This window comes from Micromonospora cynarisoli, assembly GCF_030518815.1.
Lineage (GTDB): Bacteria > Actinomycetota > Actinomycetes > Mycobacteriales > Micromonosporaceae > Micromonospora > Micromonospora wenchangensis.
Map to the genome: position 1 here is coordinate 500773 of NZ_CP130426.1, position 20941 is coordinate 521713.

The window sequence follows — 20941 nt, forward strand, 5'->3', positions numbered from 1 at the left end:
ACCGCCGGCCGGCCCGTGACCGGGGCCGCGGTCGCCCCCGGTCACGCCGACCGGTCCGGGACCGGGGCCGCCGGCGCCTCGGCCGGGCTGGGCGCGCCCAGCCCGTGATCGCGGGCCAGGGCGATCGCCTCGGCGCGGCTGCCCAGGTGCAGCTTGACCAGGATGACCGAGACGTTGTTGCGGACGGTCTTGGCGCTCAACCCGAGTCGGTGCGCGATCAGCGGATTCGACAGTCCCCGGGCGAGCAGTTCGAGGATCTCCCGTTCCCGGTCGGTGAGCTGCGGGAACGGGGCGTCGGCGCGGGCACCCAGCAGCGCGCCGGCCCGGTCGGCGAGCGGGCCCCCGAGGATCAGGTCGCCGCCGGCCACCCCCCGGATACCCCGCTCTACGTCGGCGGCGGAGGCACCCTTGAGCAGGTAGCCACGGGCTCCGGCGCGCAGCGCGGCGACCAGCGACGCGTCGTCGTTGAGCATGCTCACCACCAGCACCCGCACCGACGGATGGTCGCGGCGCAGCAGCCGGGTCACCTCGATCCCCGACCCCTGGCCGAGGTGCAGGTCCATCAGCACCACGTCCGGGCGCACCCGGGCGACGAGCGCCACGGCGGTCGACGCGTCGGCGGCCTCGCCCACACACTCGATGCCACCCAGCGTGTCGAGCAACGCGCCCATGCCCAGCCGGAAGACCGGGTGGTCGTCCACCACGGCGACGCGGATCGGGGTGTCGGTCACTGCTGCTCCAGGGGGACGGTCAGGCAGACGGTGGTGCCCCGGGAGCCGGCCGGCCCCACGGTGAGGGTCGCGCCCACCGCCTCGGCCCGTTCCCGCATCGCGTGCAGGCCGACGCCGTGACTGGTGGGGCCGGCCGGAAGGCCCCGACCCTGATCGGTGACGGTGACCCGCAGCCGGTCGGGCCGCTGCTCCAGCGACACGGTGCACCGGTCCACCCCGGCGTGCCGCTGCACGTTGCGGATCGCCTCGGCGGTGACCCCGTAGGCGGCGGTCGCGACCGGCTCCGGCAGCGGCGTCAGGGTGGCCGGGCCGTGCAGCACGATCCGCAGGCCGGCCCGCGCGTACTGGTCACGCAGCAGGTGCAGGGCGGGACTGAGGCCACCGTCGGCGAGCACCGGCGGCAGCAGGCCGTGCGCCATGTCCCGGACCTCCGCCGCCCGTGCCGTCAGCTCACCGGTCAACCGGTCCAGCAGGTCCTCGGCCCGTTCCGGGTCGCGGCGCAGCAGGTTGCGGGTGGCGGCCAGCCCCAACCCGATGCCGCTGAGCGCGGGGCCGAGGCCGTCGTGCAGGTCGCGGCGCAGGGAGCGGCGCTCCTCGTCGCGTACCTCGGCCAGCCGTTGCCGCGAGCGGGCCAGGTCCCGGTTGGTGCCGGCCAGGTCCACGACCGCGGCGACCACCGGAGCGAGGACGGCGAGCGACTCGCGGGCCCGGCCGTCGAGCAGCTCACCGGGCAGGGGCCAGGCGTGCAACTGGCCGACGAGCCGGTCACCGCTGGTCAACGGCACGGTCAGCGGGCAGCCGTACGGGTGCGGTGGTGGCGGCGGCCCACCCTCGGTGATGCGCACCTCGGCGAGCCGGAGCGCGGCGGCGATCGTCGCGCTGATCTCGGTGGTGCTGCCGACACTGTGCACCACCCGGTGCAGCAGCGGTCCCGGGGCCTCACCGTGCACGAGCCGGTCCACCCGCCGCTGCACCGCCTCCCGCATCGGTTGGAAGGCCGCCGCGAGGACCCCGGTCACGACGAGTTGCGGCAGCGGCAGCCGCTGCGGCAGCAGCCGGTCGAGCAGCGCCACCGTCGCGCAGTAGGCGGCGATCACCACCGCGGTCATCAGGTACCACACGAGGGTGCGGCGCACGGCCAGCCGCAGCCCCCACAACTGCTGGCGCAGCACCACCACCGCCACCGCGGCGGGAAAGAACGCCTGCGAGGCGAGCATCAGCAGCGCCGGCAGGGCCGCCGGGACGACCGGGGGCAGCAGGGTGGCGAGGAAGGCGAGGGTGAGCAGCCCACTGCCGGCCGTCGCCCAGCCGAGGCCGTGGCGCTGCGCGGCGGGACCGCGTCGCCACCGCCACCCCAACCCGGCGCAGGCCAGCAGACCGAGCCCGACCAACGGGTACGGCAGGACGGGCAGCAGCGCGGCCCGGACGCCCCGCAGCCCCTCCGGCAGCGGCAGCGCCCCCAGCGGCGGTGGCGCGGTGACGGCGGCGGCCATCGTCACCACCACGTAGCCGACCCCGGCGGCGACCGCGCACCGGCCGAACCGGTCCAGCGGCCGGTCCGGCAGCAGCCAGGGCATCACCACGACCAGCGCGTACAGGCCGGGCACCCAGGCCCAGCGGTGCAGCGCGGTCAGCACCGGTGGCCCACCCACGGCGAGCTGCCACTGGCCGGCGCACGCGGCGACCGCGCCGCCCAGCGCCGCCGCGCAGGCGATCACGGCGGGCACCCGACTGCCGGTCCGCTGCCGGCTCAGGATCAGCCACGCCAACGTGCCGTAGACGATGCCGTCGAGCAGGTCGACCAGCGAGTAGAGCTGGGTGGCGGACCACGGCGGCGTCGCCACCGACCAGGCGACGACCGCGCCGAGGCTGAGCAGGACGGTGCCGGTGAGAACCGCCCACCCGGTCCACCGCGCGGTCACAGATACGTTCGGCATGGCCGGTCCACTGTCTCAGCATGACCACCACCACCGCCACGGACGGCGTCCCCGGCCGCCGTCGGCGACGGGGACCGCACCAGCACACCCACGGGTCTCCTCCGGGTCACCGCGCGCCGTCGGACGCGCAGCGCAGCCTGTTCCGCGTCCTGTCCCGCCGGCCAGGGGTGGATGTCCCGCGTCGCCGGGACCGGCACATCGGCCGTCCGGTGGCACGGGATGCGCGCGGGTCCTAGGGTGACGGCTCGACCGTCCACCGAGGGGGAACCCGTTGCCGTCGCACCGACCAGCCCGCTGGCGTACCGCCGCCGTCGCCCTGACCCTGGTCGTCGGGCTTCCCGCCTGCGCCGCGCCCCAGCCGCAGCGACCACCGACGCCTGTCGAGCAGACCCCGGAGCGCCTGCGGGAGGGCACCAGGTCACCCACCCCGCAGGGCCCGCAGGCGGCCTGGTCGGTGCCGGTACGGCGGATCGACCAGGAACTGGGGGAGACCGGTCAGCTCATCGTCCTTCCCGACGGACGGGAGCTGCGGGCGGTGGACCGTCGCACGGGGCAGGAGCGGTGGCGGCACCCGTTCGACGGCAGCTTCCGGTACGTCATCGCCGGCGGGTCCGTCGTGGTCAGCGACAACGACGACGGCGGTGTGGAGGTGCTCGACGTGGTCACCGGCGTCACCCGGTGGCGGGCGGCCGGGAGCCAGGACGTGGTCGTCCACGGGCAGGCCGTCTACGCCCGGGACTGCGTCGGCGTCGGCGTGGCGGCGACCTGCGTGATCACCGGCAGGGAGCTGGACAGTGGCCGTCAACTGTGGAAGCTGCCGTCCGACCGGTTCGCCCGGGTCAGCGACGTCACCCTCGGCGCGCGCCCGCCGTACGCGCCGGCCACCGGCCGGTACGTCGTGGTGCGGCTGAGCACCTCCGCCCGGGCGGCCACCTACACCCCGGTCGTCCCCACCACCGGCCGGACCGGCGTCGGGCGGCTGCCGAACCGGGCCTGGTTCGGCTTCGCCGCCGACGACCTGCTGGTCAGCACCGACCACGACCCGCCCAAGGGGGACCAGCGCTGCACGGTCAGCATCGCCAGCGTCGACGCGGACACCGGTGCCAAGGGCTGGTCCGGCGCGGTCTACAGCGGGCGTCGGGAGAACGGCGAGTGCGCCAAGCGGCTGGCGCACGACCGCAGCGGGAAGGAGCTGATCGGGGTCGGGACCCGACTCGTCGCGGTCACCGCCGACGAACGGCCGCAACTGGTCGACCTGCGCACCGGCCGGACGGTCTGGCGGGGCGTCGCCGCCGGCGTCCCGATCGACGGCGACGACAGGTCGGTCCTGGTACGCGACACCGCCGACACCGGCGCGCTGGCGTTGCTCGACCTGGCCACCGGTGTGTCCCGCTGGACCGCGCCGGACCCGGCGCTACCCGGCACGTCGGCGAGCTGGCGGTCGGCGGTCACGGCCGGACTGGTGGCGGTCAGCGGGACCGAGAACGACCGCCCGATGGTGCTGGTGTACGAGGTGGACACCGGCTGCCAACTCGGCCGCTATCCGGGGTGGCTCGCCGGAGCCGGCACGGACTGGGTGGCGGTCAGCCACTCCGGTCCCGGTGGCCTCACGGTCGACCTGCACACCTTCTGACCGCCGACCGACCTGACCGCCGACCGACGCCGACACCGACGGGTGGGCCGCCCCGGCAGCTGTCGCCGGGGCGGCCCACCCGTCACCGTGTGGTGCCGGTACCGGCCGTTGCGTACCGCCGGTCGGCGGATCGGACCGGGTCGGGCGTCACCACCCGACGTCCGGACCGTCAGTCGTCGTCGGAGTCGTCGTCCCGACCGGACCGGTCGTCGGCGTCCGCCTTCTCCTGCTCGGACTTGACGATGCCGCCGTTCTCCCGGTCGACCTCGATCTCGTGCTCGGTGTCGCCGTTGATGATCTCCACACTCCAGACCGGGCGGCCCTCCTCCCGCTCCCGCTCGATCTCGGTGATCCGACCACCGCCCACCTTGGCCAGCGCGATCTCACCGGCCCGCTGCCGACTCACCGCGTCGTCGGTGGCCGGGGCGGTGCTGCCCGGCGTCCCCGCCGTCGGGCCGCCACCAGGCGTCCCGGCCGTCGGCGTGCCACCGGGGGTTCCGGCCGTCGGCGCGGCGGTGGGGTCCGCCGGGGCGGGAGCGGTCGTCGCGGCGGTGGGGCCGGGGGCCCGCTGCGCGGCGGACACGCCGATCGCCGTGCCGGTGACGGCGAGGACGGCCGCGCCGCCGGCAGCGGCCAGGAGCAGGGATGTGCGCTTCATGATGCGTACCTCCGGAGTTCTCGGTTGGTGCGCTCAGCGTGCTCCGGCGGTGGATAGCGGCGCGCTGCGCCGACCCTAAGCTCCGGTTAAGGCCGACCGGGGCGGCCCGAGCCGCAGCGTCACCACCGCGCCGCCCTGCGCGCCCGACCCCAGGTCGAGCCGACCGCCGCTGGCCTGCGCGGCCCGCCGGGCGATGTCCAGGCCGAGCCCGGTCGAACCGGCCTGGCTGGCCCCCCGCTCCACCAGGACGGCCGGAATCCCCGGCCCCGCGTCGCAGACGGTCAACGCGGCCCCGGTCGCCTCCCGGGTCAACCGGACGGTGAAGCCGGTGCCCTCCGGGGTGTGCGCGAAGACGTTGCCCAGCAGCGCGTCCACGGCGGCGGCCAACTCGTCGGCGGGCACCCCGACCGGCAGCGGCCCGGCCGCGAGGTCGAGGTCGACCGTCCGGCCGGTCTCCTCGGCCAGCACCGACCAGAAGGCGACCCGTTCCCCGACGATCGCGGCGGCGTCGGCGGTGACCGCGCCGGGATCACCGTCGGCCGGGTCGCTGCGCCAGCGCGCCTGCCGGATCAGGCCGGTCACCGCCCGCTCCAACCCGTCCACGGCCGCCGCCACCCGGGCCGCGTCGTCCGGGTCGCGCAGCGACTCCGCCTCCAGCCGTAGCGCCGTCAACGGCGTCCGCAGCCGGTGCGACAGGTCCGCCACCTGCTCGCGTTCCTCCCGCAGCAGCACCTGTATCCGGGCGGCCAGGTGGTTGAGCGCACCGGCGACCTCCCGCAGCTCCGGCGGGCCGGCCGGCTCCGCGCGGGCGGTCAGCTCGGCGTTGGCCAGCCGGTGCGAGACCGAGGAGAGTTCGGTGATCGGCCGGACCAGGGTGCGGGCCAGCCGGTCGGCGACGGCGAGGCCGAGCAGCACGAGCACGATGCCGAGCGCGGCCAGCACCAGCCAGGCGCGGGCCACCCCGGCGGTGACGTCCGCGCGGGGCACCACGGTCCGGATCACGCCGGTGCCGTCGGCCCGGCCCTGCACCGCGATCACGATCTCCCGGCCACCGTCCAGCTCCGCGGTGAGGCTCTGGCCCCGGGTGGCGAGCGCCACCGCGGGGGTACGCGGCTCCTGCGCGCCGAGCACCGTGCCGTCGGGCAGGTAGACGCTGACCGGCCGCCCCGACTCGGCGGCGAGCTGCTCCACGGTCAACCGGATCGTCGCGGTGTCGGCGGTGCCGACCACCGGCACCAGCCCCTGCACGTCGGCGGTCGCCCGGACGGTGGCCCGGTCCTCGGCGACCGTGCGCACCAGCAGGGCCAGCGGCACCAGGAAGGCCACCAGGGTCAGGCAGCTGGTCGCCGCGACCAGGAGCGCCAGCCGCCGTCTCATCCGTCGTCCCCGATCAGGAGCAGGGTTGCCACCGCTAGGCAGGCTAGCCGGTGCCACCGGCCTGCGGGCCGGCTCTTAACCTCCGCTTATCCTGCCGCCGGGCCCGGCTTGGCGGCCGGTCGGGCATAGTCGGGGCATGGGTCGCCGTACGCTCCTCGCCACCGCCGGCTGGCTGGCCGCCGCCGTGCTCGCCACCCTGATCGGGGTGGCCGCGATCCGGCTGGTCGGGGAGAGCATCACCGGCACTCCCGGCGGGGTGCGCAGCCAGGCCGAGGTCGAGCGGGCCCTGGCCGCCCCGGAGCCGACCCCGACGTCGCCGTCGGCCCCGGCGTCGTCCGCGCCGCCGGCTCCGACCACCGGCCCCGCCCCGACGCCCGGCCAGCGCCGTAGCTTCTCCACCCCCGGCGGTACGGCGGTCGCCGAGTGCGTGGGGGCCGAGGTGCGGCTGGTCTCCTGGGCCCCGGCGCAGGACTACCGGGTGAAGGACGTGGACCGGGGCCCGGACGACGACGCCGAGGTGACGTTCGCCGGCCCGGCGGGGGAGTTCGAGGTGAACGTGGGCTGCATCGGCGGCGAACCGGTCGCCCGCCCGGGCGACAGCGACTGAGCTGCGGCCTCCGCCGCCGGCCCACAGGTTCAGCCGTCGTCCGTGCCGGTCGCCACGGTCGGGAAGGTGACCTGCACCCGCAGCCCGTCCCGACCGGTGGAGGAGGCGGTGATGATGCCCTCGTGCGCCCGGGTGATCGAGCGGGCGATCGCCAGCCCGAGGCCCGCGCCGCCGCTGTGGTCGATGCGTCTGCCGGAGCGGCGGCGGAACGGCTCGAACAGGGCGGCGACCTCGTCCGGGGGGACGTCGTCGCCGGTGTTCTCGACGACCAGCGCCGGGTCGGTGCCCACCCGCACCGTGAGGGTGCCGTCGGGCCGGTTGTACTTCAGGCCGTTCTGCACCAGGTTGACGACCAGCCGTTCCAGGAGCACCTGTTCCCCGACGACCAGCCGGGGGCTCAGCCGGCTGACGATCGTGACCCCGGCCTCCTCGGCCCGGCCACGGTGGGCGTCGAGCACCGTCGCGACGATCCGGTCGAGCCGCAGCGGGACGCGGGTCAGCAGGCCACGGTCGCTCTCGCTGAGCACCAGCAGCCCCTCGATCAGGCGCTCGTTGCGTTCGTTGGTCTCCAGCAGTTGCGCGGCGAGCAGTGCGAGCTGGTCGTCGGTGAGGCTGCGGGCGAGGCCGACCTCGATCAGGGTGCGCTGGACGGCGAGCGGGGTGCGCAGCTCGTGGGACGCATCGGCGGCGAACCGGCGCTGCGCCTCGTACCCCACCGCGATCCGGTCCATCATCTCGTCGATGGTGCGGCCGAGGACGGCCAGTTCGTCGCGGCCGGGGCCGGGCCTGAGCCGGTGGCCCAGGTTCTGCGGCCCGACGTCGGCGATCACCGGGACGAGGTCCCGCAGCGGGCGCAGGCACCAGCGGACGGCCGGGTAGGCGGCGGCCAGCAGGGCCAGCAGCACCAGCGTCACGGCGATCGCCAGGGGGATGCTCGGCCGCCGGAACACCTGGACACAGACGAACGGGGCGTCGTCCGCCGGGGCCTGCGACGCGGGGGTGGCGCACCAGGACGGGCCGAACTCCCGCCACAGCGCGAGCAGCATGTCGGCGGCCGTCGTCACGAACGGGGCGACGAGCAGGAGCGCCCCGACGACCAGGAGCATCCGCCGGGCCGGTGAGGGCAGGTTCATGCTCCGAGCCGGTAGCCGACGCGGGGCACGGTGTGGATCACCGGCGGGTCCCCGAGCTTGCGGCGCAGGGTCATCACGGTGGTCCGTACGGTGTTGGTGAACGGGTCGGCGTGTTCGTCCCACGCCTGTTCCAGCAGGTCCTCGGCGCTGACCACCCGGCCACCGGCGCGCATCAGCACGTGCAGGACGGCGTACTCCTTGGGGGACAGCGACAGCGGCATCCCGTCGCGGGCGGCCGTGTGCCGGGTGACGTCCAGCACGATGCCGTCCTGTTCCAGCACCGGGGGCAGCGCCGGGGTCGATCGCCGGGACAGCGCCTGCAACCGGGCGACGAGTTCGGCGAAGGCGAACGGCTTGGTCAGGTAGTCGTCCGCGCCCAGGCCGAGACCCTCGACGCGTTGCCGGATGCCGGCGGCGGCGGTCAGCAGCAGCACTCGGGTGCCGGTGGCGGAGCCGGCGATCCACCGGCACACCTCGTCGCCGGTCTGGCCGGGCATGTCCCGGTCGAGCACGGCCACGTCGTAGCGGTTGACGGCGAGCCGTTCCAGGGCGCTGTCGCCGTCGTAGACCACGTCGACGGCCATGGACAGCCGGCGCAGCCCCTCGGCCACCATGTCGGCCAGCACCCGCTCGTCGTCGGCCATCAGCACCCGCACGCCGTCCCCCTTTCCCGTCGTTCCCCCGTGCCCGCCGACCGCCCGCAAGGTTGGCACCCGGCAGATAAAGAACCGATAAGGGTGCCGCTGACGCCGCCCGGACGGCCGGGGTCGCAGCATCGCAGCGTTCCTGTTTCCGTACGTACAGGCTGGTGAACCCGTGCTCCGACTCGCCACACAGTGTGTCATGGTCGCCCTGACGGCCACGGTGGTTGCCGTCGCTCCCGTCGCGTCCCGGCCGGCGTCGGCGATCGCGCACGGCGAGGACGCCGCCGACGGCGCGTACCGGTTCACCGCCCGGCTGACCATGACCGGTCTGCCGGTGGCCGGTGGCGGGGCCCGGGACAGCTGGTGTTCCGGCGCGCTGGTCGCGCCGCGCTGGGTGATCACCGCGGGCCACTGCTTCCGTACCGAGGACGGCCGGCGGGTGAGCCGGACGGTGGCCGAGCGGACCACCGTCACGGTCGGGCGGACGGACCTCGGCGGTCGGGGCGGCTACGAGGCCGACGTGGTCGCGGTCCGTCAGGCGGACGGTGCCGACGTGGCCCTGGTCGAACTCGACACCGCGATCACCGGTGTGCCGCCGCTGGGGCTCGCCGACGGGCCGCCGGTGGCGGGCGAGGTGCTGCGGTTGACCGGGTACGGCCTGACCGCCGCCGACGCCGCCGCGCCGGCGCAACGGCTCCAGACCGGCGAGTTCACCGTCGGTCGGGTCGGTGCCGGCCTCATCGAGACCTCCGGTCGGCGGCCCCGTGCGGACACCAGTCCGTGTCCGCACGACTCGGGCGGCCCGTACTTCCGGGAACGGGCGGACGGTACGGCCGTCCTGGTCGCGGTGGTGAGCACCGGTCCGGGATGTCCGCACCCGGGTCCCGACTTCAGCGCCCGTACCGACGTCCTCGGCGAGTGGATCGCCGACACGGTCGATCCGTCGCCGGAGCCGGTCCGGTGGCTGTCGGCCGGTGTCGGTGCGGGGGTGGCGCTGCTGTCGGTGGTCTTCGTGCTGCTGCGTCGCCGCCGCGCGGGTGGCCACCGGCGATCGTCGATCCCGCAGGTCGGAGGCCGGATGCGGAGGTGAATTCGCGTCTTGCGCGACCCGGACCGCAGGTGTACAACTATCGGAGCTAGGTACACATCTAGCTTTCGTTGGTACGCAACAGTGGGGGCCGGGTGTGGACCGCTTAAGGGTCGGTGTCGTCGGGATCGGGGTCCAGGGGCAGCTGCACGCCCGCGCGTTGCGCGACGTGCGACAGGCCGAACTGGTGGCCGTCGCCGACGTCTCGCCGCGTAACCGTCAATGGGCCGAGACCCACCTCGGCGTCCGGGCCGTCCCGGACGTCGGCGACCTCCTCGACGAGGTCGACGCGGTGAGCGTCTGCACGCCGGACCACCTGCACGAGGACGCGACCCTCGCCGCGCTCGCCGCGGGCAAGCGGGTGCTGCTGGAGAAGCCGATGGCGCTGTCGCGGGCCAGTTGCGACCGGATCATCGCCGGCCGACCCGATCCCGACGCCCTGATGATCGGCCACGTGCTGCGGTTCGACCCCCGGGTGCTGCGACTGCGCGAGGTGGTGCGCTCCGGCGAACTCGGGGACATCTGGCACGTCAAGGTGTGGCGGTGCACCTCCCAGGCGGTAGGCGAGGGAATCTGGGACCGGACCTCGGTCGCCTGGTTCCTCGGCATCCACGATGCCGACCTGCTCAGGTTCGTGACCGGCCGCGAGGTCGAGGTCACCGGCGCGGTCGGCCGCAAGGTGCTCTCGCCCAGTCACGACGTCGTGCACGCCACGGTCCGCTTCGACGACGGCGCCATCGGCACGATGGAGAACAACTGGACGCTGCCGCACTCCCGCCCGTCGCGGGCCGACGCCGGTCTGCGGATCGTCGGTGAGCACGGGATCCTCGAAATGAACCTCTCGCACAACGACCTGCTGTACGCCCGCCGCGACGGGGTGGCCAGCTTCATGGACACCTACTTCTGGCCCAGCCGCGACGGCGGGGGCGCCTACAACCTGCGCACCGAGCTGGAGGCGTTCGTCGACGCCGCGCTGACCGGCGGGCCGACACCGGTCAGCGGCGAGGAGGGCCGCGCGGCCGTCGCCGTCGTCGAGGACATCGAGGCGGCGCTGGCCGGCGACCCGCCGCCCGGCAACTGAGGGGTCCGGGATGCTGCGGTACGCGCTGCGTCGCCTCGCGATCTCGGTGCTGGTCCTGTTCGGCGCGGCGACGGTGGTCTTCTTCGCGATGCGGGCGGTCTCCGGTGACCCGGCGACCGCGGTGCTCGGCCCGGACGCCGACCAGTCGGCCATCGAGGCCCTGCGCCGGGAGTACGGACTCGACGCCTCGCTGCCCGTCCAGTACGTCCAGTTCCTCCGACGGGCCCTCACCCTCGACTTCGGTGAGTCGTTCCGGCTCCACGACGCCGCGACGAACCTGGTGCTCACCCACCTGTCGGCGACCGCCGCCCTGGCGCTGACCGCCTTCGCCATCGCCCTGGTCCTCGGGTTCGCCCTGGGCACCCTGGCCGCGACCCGACCCAACGGCGTCGTGGACCGGGTGGTCTCGGTGCTGTCGATGCTCACCCAGTCCCTGCCGACGTTCTGGGTCGGCATCATGCTGATCCTGGTCTTCTCCCGGTTCCTGCACCTGCTGCCCAGCTCCGGCGCCGCGTCCCCGGCCGCGATGGTCATGCCGGCGGTGACGCTGGCCCTGCCGCTGCTCAGCGTGGTGCTCCGGCTGGTGCGCTCCGGGCTGCTCGACGTGCTGCACGAGGACTACGTGGTCACTGCCCGGGCCAAGGGCCTGTCCGAGACCCGGGTCGTCGGCTGGCACGCCATGCGCAACATGCTCATCCCCGTCGTCACCGTGGCCGGCCTGGAGTTCGGCAGCCTGCTGGGCGGGGCGGTGATCGTCGAGACCGTCTTCGCCTGGCCGGGGGTGGGCCGACTGATGACCGACGCCATCGCCGCCCGCGACTACTCGGTCGTGCAGGCCTGCGTGATCACCGTCGCGGTGGTCTTCATCGTCATCAACCTGCTCGTCGACCTGCTGTACGTCCGGCTGGACCCCCGGGTCCGCGAGAGCGTCTGAGAGGTGACCACCGTGTCCGACGGCGTACCCGGCCCGGCCGTGCTCGGCGTCCCGCTCGTGCCCACCGACGGCGGCCCGCCCGACGGGACGTCGAGCCCACCTGCCGCCCCACCCCGCCGACGTCGCCGGCTGCGCCTGTGGCTCCCCCTCGGGGTGATCGCCGCCTACCTGGTCGCCGGGTTGATCGGGCCGCTGATCGCCCGGTACGACCCGATCGCGACCTCCGTCGCCGACCGGCTGCTCCCCCCGGGCAGCCGGATGTCCGACGGCGGCCTGGCCCTGCTCGGCACCGACCAGGTCGGCCGGGACCTGCTGCCCCAGATCATGCAGGGCGCCCGGATCTCGTTGCTGGTCGGCGCGGCGACCCTGCTGCTGGCCGGCACGGTGGGCGCCGCGATCGGCATCCTCTGCGGCTACCTCGGCGGGGTGGTGGACGCGATCCTCATGCGGCTGGCCGACATCCAACTGGCCTTCCCGTCGATCCTGCTCGCCGTCTTCGTCGCCGGCGTGCTCGGTTCCAGCGTCACCAACGTCGTACTCACCCTGTCCATCACCACCTGGCCGATCTTCGCGCGGGTGGCCCGGGCGCAGACCATGGCGACCCGCTCCCGGGACTTCGCCAACGCGGCCCGCACCCTCGGTGCCGGGCCGTGGCACGTCGTACGGCACTGCGTGCTCCCCGCGGTGGCCAGCCCGTTGCTGGTCATCGCCACCGTCCAGCTCGGATTCGTCATCGTCGCCGAGGCGTCGCTGAGCTTCCTGTCGCTGGGCATCCCGGCCGGTACACCGAGCTGGGGCACCACCATCGCCAACGGACGCGACTACCTGGCCAGCGCCTGGTGGATCGCCACCCTGCCAGGCCTGGTCCTGGCCGTCTTCGTGGTCTGCGTCGGCGTGCTCGGCGACGAACTACGGGACCGCTCCGATCCGAACCTCTCCACCCGGTAACCCGTCAGTGAAATGGGAAGACATGAGATCTTCGACCACCCGACTCGGTGCGTTGGCCCTCGCCGGCGTACTCGGACTGACCGCATGCTCCTTCGGCTCCGACGACCCCGCCGGTGACGGCGGTGGCGTCACCACCCTCCGGGTGGCCAACCCGACCCCGGTGGTGTCGTTGAACCCGTTCGCCGCGAACTCGGCGGACCAGCCCACCCTCACCGTCGTCCAGGAGGTCTTCGAGACCCTCGTGGTCCGCCAGGACGGGAAGATCGCCCCGAAGCTCGCCGAGAGCTGGACCAACCCCGACCCGCTGACCTGGCAGTTCGTGCTGCGCAGCGGCGTCACCTTCGCCGACGGGACGCCGATGACCAGCGCCGACGCCAAGGCGTCGCTCCAGGCGCTGATCGACGGCAAGGGGCCGCTGGCCGGGCTGTGGGCCACCGTCGACGACATCCGCACCCCCGACGAGCGCACCCTGACCATCCACACCAAGAGCCAGCTCGGCACCGTGCTGAGCAACCTCACCCTGCTCTGGATCGCCCCCGCCGCCAAGATCGGCGACAACGCGTTCTTCGACGCCCCGTACGGCACCGGCCCGTTCAAGGTCTCGTCGTTCACCGCCGGCCAGAGCGTGAACCTGGTCCGCAACGACAAGTACCGGGGCGACCAGCCGAAGCTGACCAGCATCTCCTACCGCTACATCCCCGAGGTGTCCGGCCGGGTGACGGCGCTGTCGAACAACGAGATCGACGTGACCTGGGGCCTGCCGCCGGACCAGCTGACCGGGCTGCGGGACAACAGGGACCTCACCGTCCGGTCGTTCCCGACGTACGCCAACTACTACATCTGGTTCAACAGCTCCCGTAAGCCGTTCACCGACGCGCGGGTCCGGCAGGCCATGTGGCACGCGGTCGACTACGCCAAGATCAGCAAGTCGCTGTTCGACCAGGCCGGGACCCCGGCCACCGGCCCGCTGCCGGAGGCCGTGTTCGGCGCCGCCGGGCAGAACCCGTACCGCTACGACCCGGCCCGGGCCCGACAGCTGCTCACCGAGGCCGGCTACCCGGACGGGTTCAGCACCACGATGATGTGGAGCAGCGGCTGCTGCACCAACGGCAACTCCTTCGCCGACGCGATGATCAGCGACTGGGCCAAGGTCGGCATCGTGGTCAAGCCCCAGGAACTGGAACGGGCCACCTGGCTGGACAAGCTGCTCAAGCTCGACTGGGACAGCACGATGACCACCGGCAGCACGGTCACCGGCGACGCCGACTTCACCCTGGCCCGGCTGTACCTGTCGACCGCCAAGCGCAACGGCTACGCCAACCCGGAACTCGACCGCATCCTGCTCGCCGCCCGCGCCGAACTCGACCAGGACAAGCGGGCCACCCTGTACGCCCAGGCCGGCAAGATCGTCTGGGACCAGGCGGTGGGCATCTTCCCGCTCGACCTCAACGGCAACGTCGTGCTGCGCGGCAACGTCGAGGGGTTCACCCCGACCCCGAACGACCTGCCCGACTTCGCCGGCGTATCGCTGCGCTGACCCGAGAACCGGACCCGGAGGACCCGATGGTCGCACCACCGCACACCCCCCGTCCCCTGTTGACGGTCGACGATCTCGTCGTCTCGTTCGACGGCCCGCTCGGCGCCTACCGGGCGCTCAACGGTGTCTCGTTCTCCGTCGGCAGGGGCGAGACACTGGCGATCCTGGGGGAGTCCGGGTCCGGTAAGTCGGTCACCGTCCGCGCGGTGATGGCGCTGCTGCCCCGGCACAGCGCCACGATCGAACGCGGCACCATCCGGTACGACGGCGAGGAGATCTCCGCGCTGCCGGTACGGCGTACCCGCGAGTTGTCCGCCACCGAGATGGCGATGGTCTTCCAGGACTCGTTGACCGCGCTCAACCCGGTGGTCCGGGTCGGACAGCAGATCGCCGAACTGTTCCGGGTCCGGCAACGCACCTCACGCCGGGAGGCCTGGCAGCAGGCGGTCGCCGGCCTGGAACGGGTCGGCATCCCGAACGCCGCCCGCCGGGCCCACGACTACCCCCACCAGTTCTCCGGCGGGATGCGCCAGCGGGTCGTGATCGCGATGGCCCTCGCCCTGCGCCCCCGGCTGCTCATCGCCGACGAGCCGACCACCGCGCTCGACGTGACGGTTCAGGCGCAGATCATGGACCTGCTGCGCGAACTGCGCGAGGCCGACGGGATGTCGATGATCCTCATCACCCACGACCTCGGGGTGGTCGCCGACGTGGCCGACCGGGTCGCCGTCATGTACGCCGGCACGGTCGTCGAGTCGGGCCCGCTGCGCACCGTGTACGACGCCCCGGCCCACCCGTACACCCGGGGGTTGATGGCCTCGGTCCCCGCCCCCGACCGCCGCGGCGAGCGGCTGACCCCGATCGAGGGGATGCCGCCGTCGCCACTGGCGACGCCGGCCGGCTGCCCGTTCCACCCCCGGTGCCCCGTCGCCCGCAGCGCCTGCCGCACCGACCGGCCGACCCTGCGCACCGTCGCCGCCGGCCACGAGGCGGCCTGCCACTACGCCGAGGAGGTGATGGCCGGTGTCGACGTCGCAGACGCGGCTTGAGGTCCGGCAGCTTCAGGTCAGCTATCCGACCCACGGCGGCCTGCTGCACCGGTCGGCGGCCGTGCACGCGGTCGAACGGCTCAGCCTGACCGTCACCACCGGCCGCACCCTGGGCCTGGTCGGCGAGTCCGGCTGCGGCAAGTCCACCCTGGCCCGGACCATCGTCGGCCTGCGCCGACCGACAGGCGGCGAGATCTGGTACGCCGGCGAACGGGTCGACACCGCCGACGCGGCCCGCCGACGCCGGCTGACCGCCGAGATCCAGATGGTCTACCAGGACCCGTACTCGTCGTTGAACCCCCGCAAGAAGGTGTCCTTCATCGTGACCGAGGGGTGGCGGGTGCACCGCGGTTCCGTCCCCCGCGACCAGTGGCCGGCCCGCACCGCCGACCTGCTGGCCCGGGTCGGTCTCGCCGCCGAACTCGCCGACCGGTATCCGCACCAGCTGTCCGGCGGTCAACGCCAGCGGGTCGGCATCGCCCGCGCCCTGGCCATGTCGCCCCGGATCCTGGTCTGCGACGAGCCGGTGAGCGCGCTGGACGTGTCGGTCCAGGCGCAGACCCTCAACCTCCTCGCCGACCTGCGGGCCGACCTGGGGCTGGGCTACCTGTTCATCGCGCACGACCTGTCGGTGGTCCGGCACATCAGCGACGACCTCGCGGTGATGTACCTGGGCCGGATCGTGGAGACCGGCCCGGCGGCGACGGTGTACGACACCCCGGCCCACCCGTACACCCGGGCGCTGATCTCGGCGGCCCCGGTGCCCCGGCCCTGGGCGACGCCGCCGACCGAACGCATCCTGCTCACCGGCGAGGTGCCGTCCCCGGCCTCGCCACCGTCCGGCTGCCGCTTCCGGACCCGCTGCCGCCTCGCCCAGCCGCACTGCGCCGAGGTCGAACCGGAACTGCGCACGGTCGCCGGACGCGAGGTCGCCTGCCACTACGCCGAGGCCAGCCTGGCCGACAGCGCACCGTCGCATCCGGCGGTGACCCGGTGAGCGGCGTCGAACCCGTCCGGGTCGGGGTCGACCTGGGCCAGGGCGGCTGCCGTGCGGTGGCCCGGCACGGCCGGTCGACCGGGCACGCCGAGACCCCGGGCTTCTGGGCCGGTGACGCCGACGCCCGGATCGCCGAGGCGGTGGCCGGTGCGCTGGCCGACCTGGGTCCGCTGCCCGACCCGGACCCGAGGGTGCTGGTCGGGGTCGGCATGACCGGCCTCAACGGCCGGCCCCCGGCCACCGGGGCGCTGGGAGCCGGACTGCGTGCCCTGGGCCGGCCCGGACGGCTGCGGGTCGCCGACGACAGCGTGACCGCGTACCTCGGTGCGCTCGGTCCGGTCGCCGGCGCGGTCGTCGCCGCCGGCACCGGCGCGGTGGCCCTCGCCGCCGACGCCACCGGCCGGACCGCCCGCTCCGACGGCTGGGGCGCCGAGCTCGGCGACCGGGGGTCGGGGCACTGGATCGGCCGGACCGCGATCCGGCTCGCCCTGCGCGACCGGGACCGGGCCGTACCCGGCCGACTGGCCGACGCGGTGACCGCCGCCTGGGGGCCGGTCGAGACGCTGCCGGCCCGCTGGCGGGCCGACCCACCGACCCCGGAACGGGTCGCGGGCTTCGCCGCCACGGTCGCCGACCTGGCCCGCGCCGGCGACGACGACGCCGCACGGATCTGGCGTCGGGCCGGCGAACTGCTCGCCGAGTCGGTGGCCGGGGCGCTGTTCCGGGCCGGTCTCGGTGCGGCCCCGGTGCCGGTCGCCGGCACCGGCGGGGTCTTCCGGGCCACCGACCTGCTCTGGCCGTCGTTCACCGCGGCGCTGCGCGCCGCAGCGCCCGCGGCGCAGCCGGTGCCGGCCGCCGGGGACCCGCTCGCCGGCGCGCTGGCCCTGGCCGACGCACCGCCCGGCCCGTTCGCCGCACTCATCGTCCAGACCGACTTCGACGCAAAGGCAGAACACCGATGAACGTGGCCGATGCCATCCGTGGACGCCTGGTCGTGTCCTGTCAGGCCCAGGGCCGCAGCCCGTTCCGGGACACCGGACACATGATGGCGATGGCGGCCGCGGCCGTGCTCGGCGGCGCCGCCGGTCTGCGGGGGCAGGGCGTGGACCACGTGCGGGGCATGGTCGACCTGGGGGTGCCGGTGGTCGGGCTGGTCAAGCGGCACGTCCCCGGCAGCCCGGTCTACATCACCCCGACCGAGGCCGACGTGACCGCGCTGACCGGTGCCGGGGCGCAGATCGTCGCGGCCGACGGCACCGGCCGGCCCCGGCCCGGCGGCGAGAAGCTGTCCGACCTCGTCGCGGCGACCCACGCCGCCGGCGCGTTGTTCATGGCGGACGTCGACAGCCTGGACGCGGCCCTGGCCGCCGTCGACGCCGGCGCCGACCTGGTCGGCACCACGCTGTCCGGGTACACCGCAGGCCCCGTTCCGGACGGACCGGACATCGCCCTGGTGGGGACGCTCAGTCGACATTGTCCGGTTCCGGTCATCGCCGAGGGGCGATACCGTACCCGTACCCAGGTCGCGGCGGCGTTCGACGAGGGCGCATGGGCAGTCGTCGTCGGCACCGCCATCTCGGACCCGGTCAACACCACGCGCAGGTTCGCGCAGGCCTGCCCGCATCCCCGGTTGGACTCCTGATGACCACCAAACTGAGCCAGATCCGTACCGAACTCCGGCACCGCGTCGCGGGCCTGCCGGCGCACTCGGCCCTGCCCCGCGAGCGGGACCTCGCCGAGGAACTCGGCGTGAGCCGGACGACACTGCGCCAGGCGCTGCGTGAGCTGCTCGACGCCGGCCTGGTCTACACCATCCGGGGGCAGGGCACCTTCGTCTCCGACACCCGCATCGCCAAGGGCACCAGCCTCAGCGGGTTCACCGAGGACATGCTGGCCCGGGGCCTGCTGCCGAGCAGCAAACTGATCGTCGCGGACGCGATGGTCGCCCGCGACGCGGACGCCTCGGACCTCGGCCTGCCCGAGGGGTCACTGCTCTACCGGGTGGAGCGGCTCCGGCTCGCCGACGGCGCACCGATGTGCCTCGAAGAGGTGCACCTGCCGGCCGACCTGTTCCCCGGGCTGCTGGTGGAGAACCTTGACACCGGCCTCTACGGGATCATGAAGGACCGTTACCACGTCCAGGTCACCGTGGCCCAGCAGATGATCGCCGCCGTCGTGCCGACCCGGCGGCAGTGCGACCTGTTGGAGATCCCGCCATCGGCGGCGCTGCTCGAGGTCCGCCGGATCGGCTACGACGGACGCGGCCGGGCCGTCGAACGCGCGGTGTCGCTCTACCGGGGCGACCGCTACCACTTCTCCCTGACGGCTCGACGAGGCGAGGCAGACTGATGCGTACCACCACGGCCGAGCACCACACCGACGTCCTGGTGGTCGGCGGGGGCGTGGGCGGGATCGCCGCCGCGCTGGCCGCCTGCGAGGGCGGCGCCCGGGTCGTCGTGATCGAGCCGTACGGGTGGATCGGGGGACAGCTCACCTCGCAGGCGGTGCCGCCTGACGAACACCCCTGGATCGAGACGCACGGCTCGACGGCCAGCTACCGCCGGTTCCGGCAGGCGGTACGCGACCACTACCGGACCTGGTATCCGCTGGCCTCCGACGGGTCCGACCGGCCACTGAACCCGGGCAACGGCTGGGTCAGCCCGCTGTGTCACGAGCCCCGGGTGGCGCTGGCCGTCCTGCAGGCCATGATCGCCCCCTGGCGGGCGGCGGGGCGGCTGACCGTGCACACCCGGGCGCAGGTCGAGCGGGCCCACACCGACGGGGACACGGTGACCGCGCTGACCGTCCGGCTCGCCGACGGCACGCTGCGCCACCTCGGCGCGAGCCTCGTCCTGGAGGCGAGCGAGACCGGTGAGCTGCTGGCCCTGGCCGGCATCGAGCACCGCACCGGCACCGAGTCGCAGGCGCAGACCGGCGAACCGAGCGCCCCGGCCCGGCCCGCTCCGCTGAACATGCAGGCGGCCACCGTCTGCTTCGCCCTCGAACACGTCGACGGCGACCACACGGTGGACAGGCCGGCCGACTACGACCACTGGCGGACCCGGACGGCACCCGGCTGGCCGGGCCCCCTGTTCAGCTGGACCTACCCCGATCCGCGCACCGGTCGCCCGGTCACCGGCCGGTTCACCCCCAACCCCCGCTCGACGGCGACCTCGATGGAGGAGGGGCTGATCGCGCCGGAGCTGTGGACGTACCGGCGGGTCCTCGACCGGCAGGCGTTCCGACCCGGCCTCCTCGCCAGCGACGTGACGCTCGTCAACTGGCCGATGAACGACTACCTGGACGGGCCGCTGTTCGACGTGCCGGACGCCGGGCGGCACGTCCGGCGGGCCAGGGAGGCCAGTCAGGCGTTCCTGTACTGGTTGCAGACCGAGGCACCCCGCCCGGACGGCGGCACCGGTTTCCCCGGCCTGCGGCTGCGCCCCGACGTGACCGGCACCGCCGACGGCTTCGCGCAGGCGCCGTACATCCGGGAGGCCCGCCGGCTGGTGGCGGTGACCACGCCGACCGAGCAGGACCTGTCGGTCGCGGTGCGCGGGGCCGCCGGCGCGGTCCACTATGCCGACACGGTCGGCACCGGTCACTACCGGATCGACCTGCACCCGACGACCGGCGGCGACGGCTACCTCGACGTGGCGGCGCACCCGTTCGAGATCCCGCTCGGGGCGCTGCTGCCCGAGCGGGTCACCAACGTGATCGCCGCCGGCAAGGCCGTGGGCACCACCCACATCACCAACGGCTGCTACCGGGTGCACCCGGCCGAGTGGTCGATCGGGGAGGCCGCCGGCGCGCTGGCCGCCTACTGCCTGGACCGGCAGACGTCGCCGCACGGGGTCCGCGCCAGCCCGAAACTGCTCGATGACTTCCAGTCCGAGCTGGCCCGGCGGGGGGTCGACCTGCGCTGGCCGACGAGCATGGCGACGGCCCCGGGACCGGTGGACGGCGACACCCTGCCGAGCTGAGCCCGACGTACGGGGGAGTGGCGGGACCTCCGCCGTCAGCGACGGCCGCTGGTCAGGGCGACGAGGTACTGCCCGCCGCCCTCCTCGACGCTCGCGGTCACCGGAGTGCCGGGCACCAGCCGGGAGAACCGGTCGACCAGCCAGTCCGCCGCCTCCTGAGCGTCCCTGCGGCGCGGACAGCGGGCGACCACCTCACGGCCCGCCCTGCGGGAGAGCCGCTCGGCGACGGTGATCAGCGGCGCGGGCTCCACCACGTGCAGGTGATCCGGCCAGGCGATGACGATCTTGACCGCCCCCTTGCGGCTGTTGCAGGCGCGGTGCGCGAGCCGCTCCACGACCTTGGCCTTCCGGTCGGCGGTGCGGCTGTCGACACTGGGACCACGCGCGTGGTTCACCGACATGTCGGCGTCGACCGGCTCGTCGCACACCCAGCATCGCCAACCGTCCCGCTGGGCGACGTCATCGAGGAGACTCATCCGGGCAACCTAGCCTGCCGCCCCGGGGGACCGGAGCGGCAGGCGGACCACCGGGACGCGAGGACGACGGGGCGGTCGCCCGCCGGGTCGTCCTCGCGCCGTCAGGAGCTTCTTCCGACTCGGTGCCGC

At 74.3% G+C, this 20941-nt stretch carries 20 protein-coding genes; 13 read left to right on the forward strand and 7 right to left on the reverse strand.

Features of this window, described 5'->3' with window-relative positions:
- Nucleotides 1–41: 41 nt before the first annotated feature.
- Both Q2K16_RS01770 and Q2K16_RS01775 read right to left on the reverse strand, forming a co-directional pair.
- A complete protein-coding gene (locus tag Q2K16_RS01770) occupies nt 42–731 on the reverse strand; it encodes a response regulator (protein ID WP_302743198.1) in 690 nt (229 codons plus the stop codon).
- On the reverse strand, nt 728–2668 hold the full coding sequence (locus Q2K16_RS01775; RefSeq protein ID WP_302743199.1) for a sensor histidine kinase: 1941 nt from the start codon (nt 2666–2668) through the stop codon (nt 728–730). Before Q2K16_RS01775 ends, Q2K16_RS01770 begins: the two co-directional genes overlap by 4 nt.
- Nucleotides 2669–2939: 271 nt before the next feature.
- Here Q2K16_RS01775 and Q2K16_RS01780 point away from each other — a divergent pair, with 271 nt between their 5' ends.
- Nucleotides 2940–4301 (forward strand): outer membrane protein assembly factor BamB family protein, encoded by a 1362-nt coding sequence (locus tag Q2K16_RS01780; protein WP_302743200.1) that lies wholly within the window; start codon nt 2940–2942, stop codon nt 4299–4301.
- Nucleotides 4302–4470: 169 nt separating this feature from the next.
- On the opposite strand, the gene Q2K16_RS01785 is transcribed toward Q2K16_RS01780, so the two are convergent.
- Both Q2K16_RS01785 and Q2K16_RS01790 read right to left on the reverse strand, forming a co-directional pair.
- Nucleotides 4471–4959, reverse strand: a complete 489-nt coding sequence (locus Q2K16_RS01785; protein ID WP_302743201.1) for a PepSY domain-containing protein — start codon at nt 4957–4959, stop codon at nt 4471–4473.
- 75 nt (nt 4960–5034) lie between these two features.
- Entirely contained in the window at nt 5035–6336 is a 1302-nt protein-coding gene (locus tag Q2K16_RS01790) for a sensor histidine kinase (RefSeq protein WP_302743202.1), read from the reverse strand.
- A gap of 136 nt (nt 6337–6472) precedes the next feature.
- Between Q2K16_RS01790 and Q2K16_RS01795 the strand changes: the two genes are divergently transcribed.
- Nucleotides 6473–6943 carry a septum formation initiator gene (locus tag Q2K16_RS01795; protein ID WP_302743203.1) on the forward strand — a complete coding sequence of 157 codons (471 nt, stop codon included), beginning with the start codon at nt 6473–6475 and terminating at the stop codon, nt 6941–6943.
- A gap of 29 nt (nt 6944–6972) precedes the next feature.
- Here Q2K16_RS01795 and Q2K16_RS01800 read toward each other — a convergent pair whose 3' ends face one another.
- Together Q2K16_RS01800 and Q2K16_RS01805 are read right to left on the reverse strand one after the other, a co-directional pair.
- A complete protein-coding gene (locus Q2K16_RS01800; protein ID WP_302743204.1) occupies nt 6973–8076 on the reverse strand; it encodes a sensor histidine kinase in 1104 nt (367 codons plus the stop codon).
- Nucleotides 8073–8732: a response regulator transcription factor gene (locus Q2K16_RS01805; protein ID WP_302743205.1), complete on the reverse strand. Its 660-nt coding sequence runs from the start codon at nt 8730–8732 to the stop codon at nt 8073–8075. The genes Q2K16_RS01800 and Q2K16_RS01805 overlap by 4 nt, the downstream gene beginning before the upstream one ends.
- Before the next feature lie 187 nt (nt 8733–8919).
- On the opposite strand from Q2K16_RS01805, the gene Q2K16_RS01810 reads away from it, so the two are divergent.
- The 11 genes from Q2K16_RS01810 to Q2K16_RS01860 all read left to right on the forward strand — a co-directional run bounded on the left by Q2K16_RS01810 (nt 8920) and on the right by Q2K16_RS01860 (nt 20336).
- On the forward strand, nt 8920–9810 hold the full coding sequence (locus Q2K16_RS01810; RefSeq protein ID WP_302743206.1) for a S1 family peptidase: 891 nt from the start codon (nt 8920–8922) through the stop codon (nt 9808–9810).
- A 94-nt stretch (nt 9811–9904) separates the two neighbouring features.
- Nucleotides 9905–10888, forward strand: coding sequence for a Gfo/Idh/MocA family protein (locus Q2K16_RS01815; RefSeq protein ID WP_302743207.1), 984 nt, complete (start codon nt 9905–9907; stop codon nt 10886–10888).
- 10 nt (nt 10889–10898) lie between these two features.
- Nucleotides 10899–11822 carry an ABC transporter permease gene (locus Q2K16_RS01820; RefSeq protein ID WP_302743208.1) on the forward strand — a complete coding sequence of 308 codons (924 nt, stop codon included), beginning with the start codon at nt 10899–10901 and terminating at the stop codon, nt 11820–11822.
- Nucleotides 11823–11825: 3 nt separating this feature from the next.
- On the forward strand, nt 11826–12770 hold the full coding sequence (locus Q2K16_RS01825; RefSeq protein WP_302743209.1) for an ABC transporter permease: 945 nt from the start codon (nt 11826–11828) through the stop codon (nt 12768–12770).
- 22 nt (nt 12771–12792) lie between these two features.
- Nucleotides 12793–14307: an ABC transporter substrate-binding protein gene (locus tag Q2K16_RS01830; RefSeq protein WP_302743210.1), complete on the forward strand. Its 1515-nt coding sequence runs from the start codon at nt 12793–12795 to the stop codon at nt 14305–14307.
- Nucleotides 14308–14333: 26 nt separating this feature from the next.
- The gene (locus Q2K16_RS01835; protein WP_302743211.1) at nt 14334–15356 is read left to right on the forward strand and encodes an ABC transporter ATP-binding protein; all 1023 of its coding nucleotides are present in this window, start codon (nt 14334–14336) and stop codon (nt 15354–15356) included.
- Nucleotides 15331–16353 carry an ABC transporter ATP-binding protein gene (locus Q2K16_RS01840; protein ID WP_302743212.1) on the forward strand — a complete coding sequence of 341 codons (1023 nt, stop codon included), beginning with the start codon at nt 15331–15333 and terminating at the stop codon, nt 16351–16353. The genes Q2K16_RS01835 and Q2K16_RS01840 overlap by 26 nt, the downstream gene beginning before the upstream one ends.
- Nucleotides 16350–17315: an N-acetylglucosamine kinase gene (locus tag Q2K16_RS01845; RefSeq protein ID WP_302743213.1), complete on the forward strand. Its 966-nt coding sequence runs from the start codon at nt 16350–16352 to the stop codon at nt 17313–17315. The genes Q2K16_RS01840 and Q2K16_RS01845 overlap by 4 nt, the downstream gene beginning before the upstream one ends.
- A complete protein-coding gene (locus Q2K16_RS01850; RefSeq protein WP_302743214.1) occupies nt 17312–17995 on the forward strand; it encodes an N-acetylmannosamine-6-phosphate 2-epimerase in 684 nt (227 codons plus the stop codon). The genes Q2K16_RS01845 and Q2K16_RS01850 overlap by 4 nt, the downstream gene beginning before the upstream one ends.
- Entirely contained in the window at nt 17995–18702 is a 708-nt protein-coding gene (locus Q2K16_RS01855; RefSeq protein WP_282341816.1) for a GntR family transcriptional regulator, read from the forward strand. The genes Q2K16_RS01850 and Q2K16_RS01855 overlap by 1 nt, the downstream gene beginning before the upstream one ends.
- Nucleotides 18702–20336 carry an FAD-dependent oxidoreductase gene (locus Q2K16_RS01860; protein WP_302743215.1) on the forward strand — a complete coding sequence of 545 codons (1635 nt, stop codon included), beginning with the start codon at nt 18702–18704 and terminating at the stop codon, nt 20334–20336. Before Q2K16_RS01855 ends, Q2K16_RS01860 begins: the two co-directional genes overlap by 1 nt.
- A 35-nt stretch (nt 20337–20371) precedes the next feature.
- Here Q2K16_RS01860 and Q2K16_RS01865 read toward each other — a convergent pair whose 3' ends face one another.
- A complete protein-coding gene (locus Q2K16_RS01865) occupies nt 20372–20812 on the reverse strand; it encodes a hypothetical protein (protein ID WP_302743216.1) in 441 nt (146 codons plus the stop codon).
- Nucleotides 20813–20941 lie beyond the last annotated feature (129 nt).

What these genes read in the sequence shown, in the direction of transcription:
- Q2K16_RS01820 (WP_302743208.1), top strand. Translation starts at nt 10,899, where the DNA reads ATGCTGCGGTACGCGCTGCGTCGCCTCGCGATCTCGGTGCTGGTCCTG.
- Q2K16_RS01850 (WP_302743214.1), top strand. Translation starts at nt 17,312, where the DNA reads ATGAACGTGGCCGATGCCATCCGTGGACGCCTGGTCGTGTCCTGTCAG.
- Q2K16_RS01855 (WP_282341816.1), top strand. Translation starts at nt 17,995, where the DNA reads ATGACCACCAAACTGAGCCAGATCCGTACCGAACTCCGGCACCGCGTC.
- Q2K16_RS01790 (WP_302743202.1), bottom strand. Translation starts at nt 6,336, where the DNA reads ATGAGACGGCGGCTGGCGCTCCTGGTCGCGGCGACCAGCTGCCTGACC.
- Q2K16_RS01800 (WP_302743204.1), bottom strand. Translation starts at nt 8,076, where the DNA reads ATGAACCTGCCCTCACCGGCCCGGCGGATGCTCCTGGTCGTCGGGGCG.
- Q2K16_RS01865 (WP_302743216.1), bottom strand. Translation starts at nt 20,812, where the DNA reads ATGAGTCTCCTCGATGACGTCGCCCAGCGGGACGGTTGGCGATGCTGG.
- Q2K16_RS01775 (WP_302743199.1), bottom strand. Translation starts at nt 2,668, where the DNA reads ATGCCGAACGTATCTGTGACCGCGCGGTGGACCGGGTGGGCGGTTCTC.
- Q2K16_RS01860 (WP_302743215.1), top strand. Translation starts at nt 18,702, where the DNA reads ATGCGTACCACCACGGCCGAGCACCACACCGACGTCCTGGTGGTCGGC.
- Q2K16_RS01810 (WP_302743206.1), top strand. Translation starts at nt 8,920, where the DNA reads ATGGTCGCCCTGACGGCCACGGTGGTTGCCGTCGCTCCCGTCGCGTCC.
- Q2K16_RS01830 (WP_302743210.1), top strand. Translation starts at nt 12,793, where the DNA reads ATGAGATCTTCGACCACCCGACTCGGTGCGTTGGCCCTCGCCGGCGTA.
- Q2K16_RS01785 (WP_302743201.1), bottom strand. Translation starts at nt 4,959, where the DNA reads ATGAAGCGCACATCCCTGCTCCTGGCCGCTGCCGGCGGCGCGGCCGTC.
- Q2K16_RS01835 (WP_302743211.1), top strand. Translation starts at nt 14,334, where the DNA reads ATGGTCGCACCACCGCACACCCCCCGTCCCCTGTTGACGGTCGACGAT.
- Q2K16_RS01795 (WP_302743203.1), top strand. Translation starts at nt 6,473, where the DNA reads ATGGGTCGCCGTACGCTCCTCGCCACCGCCGGCTGGCTGGCCGCCGCC.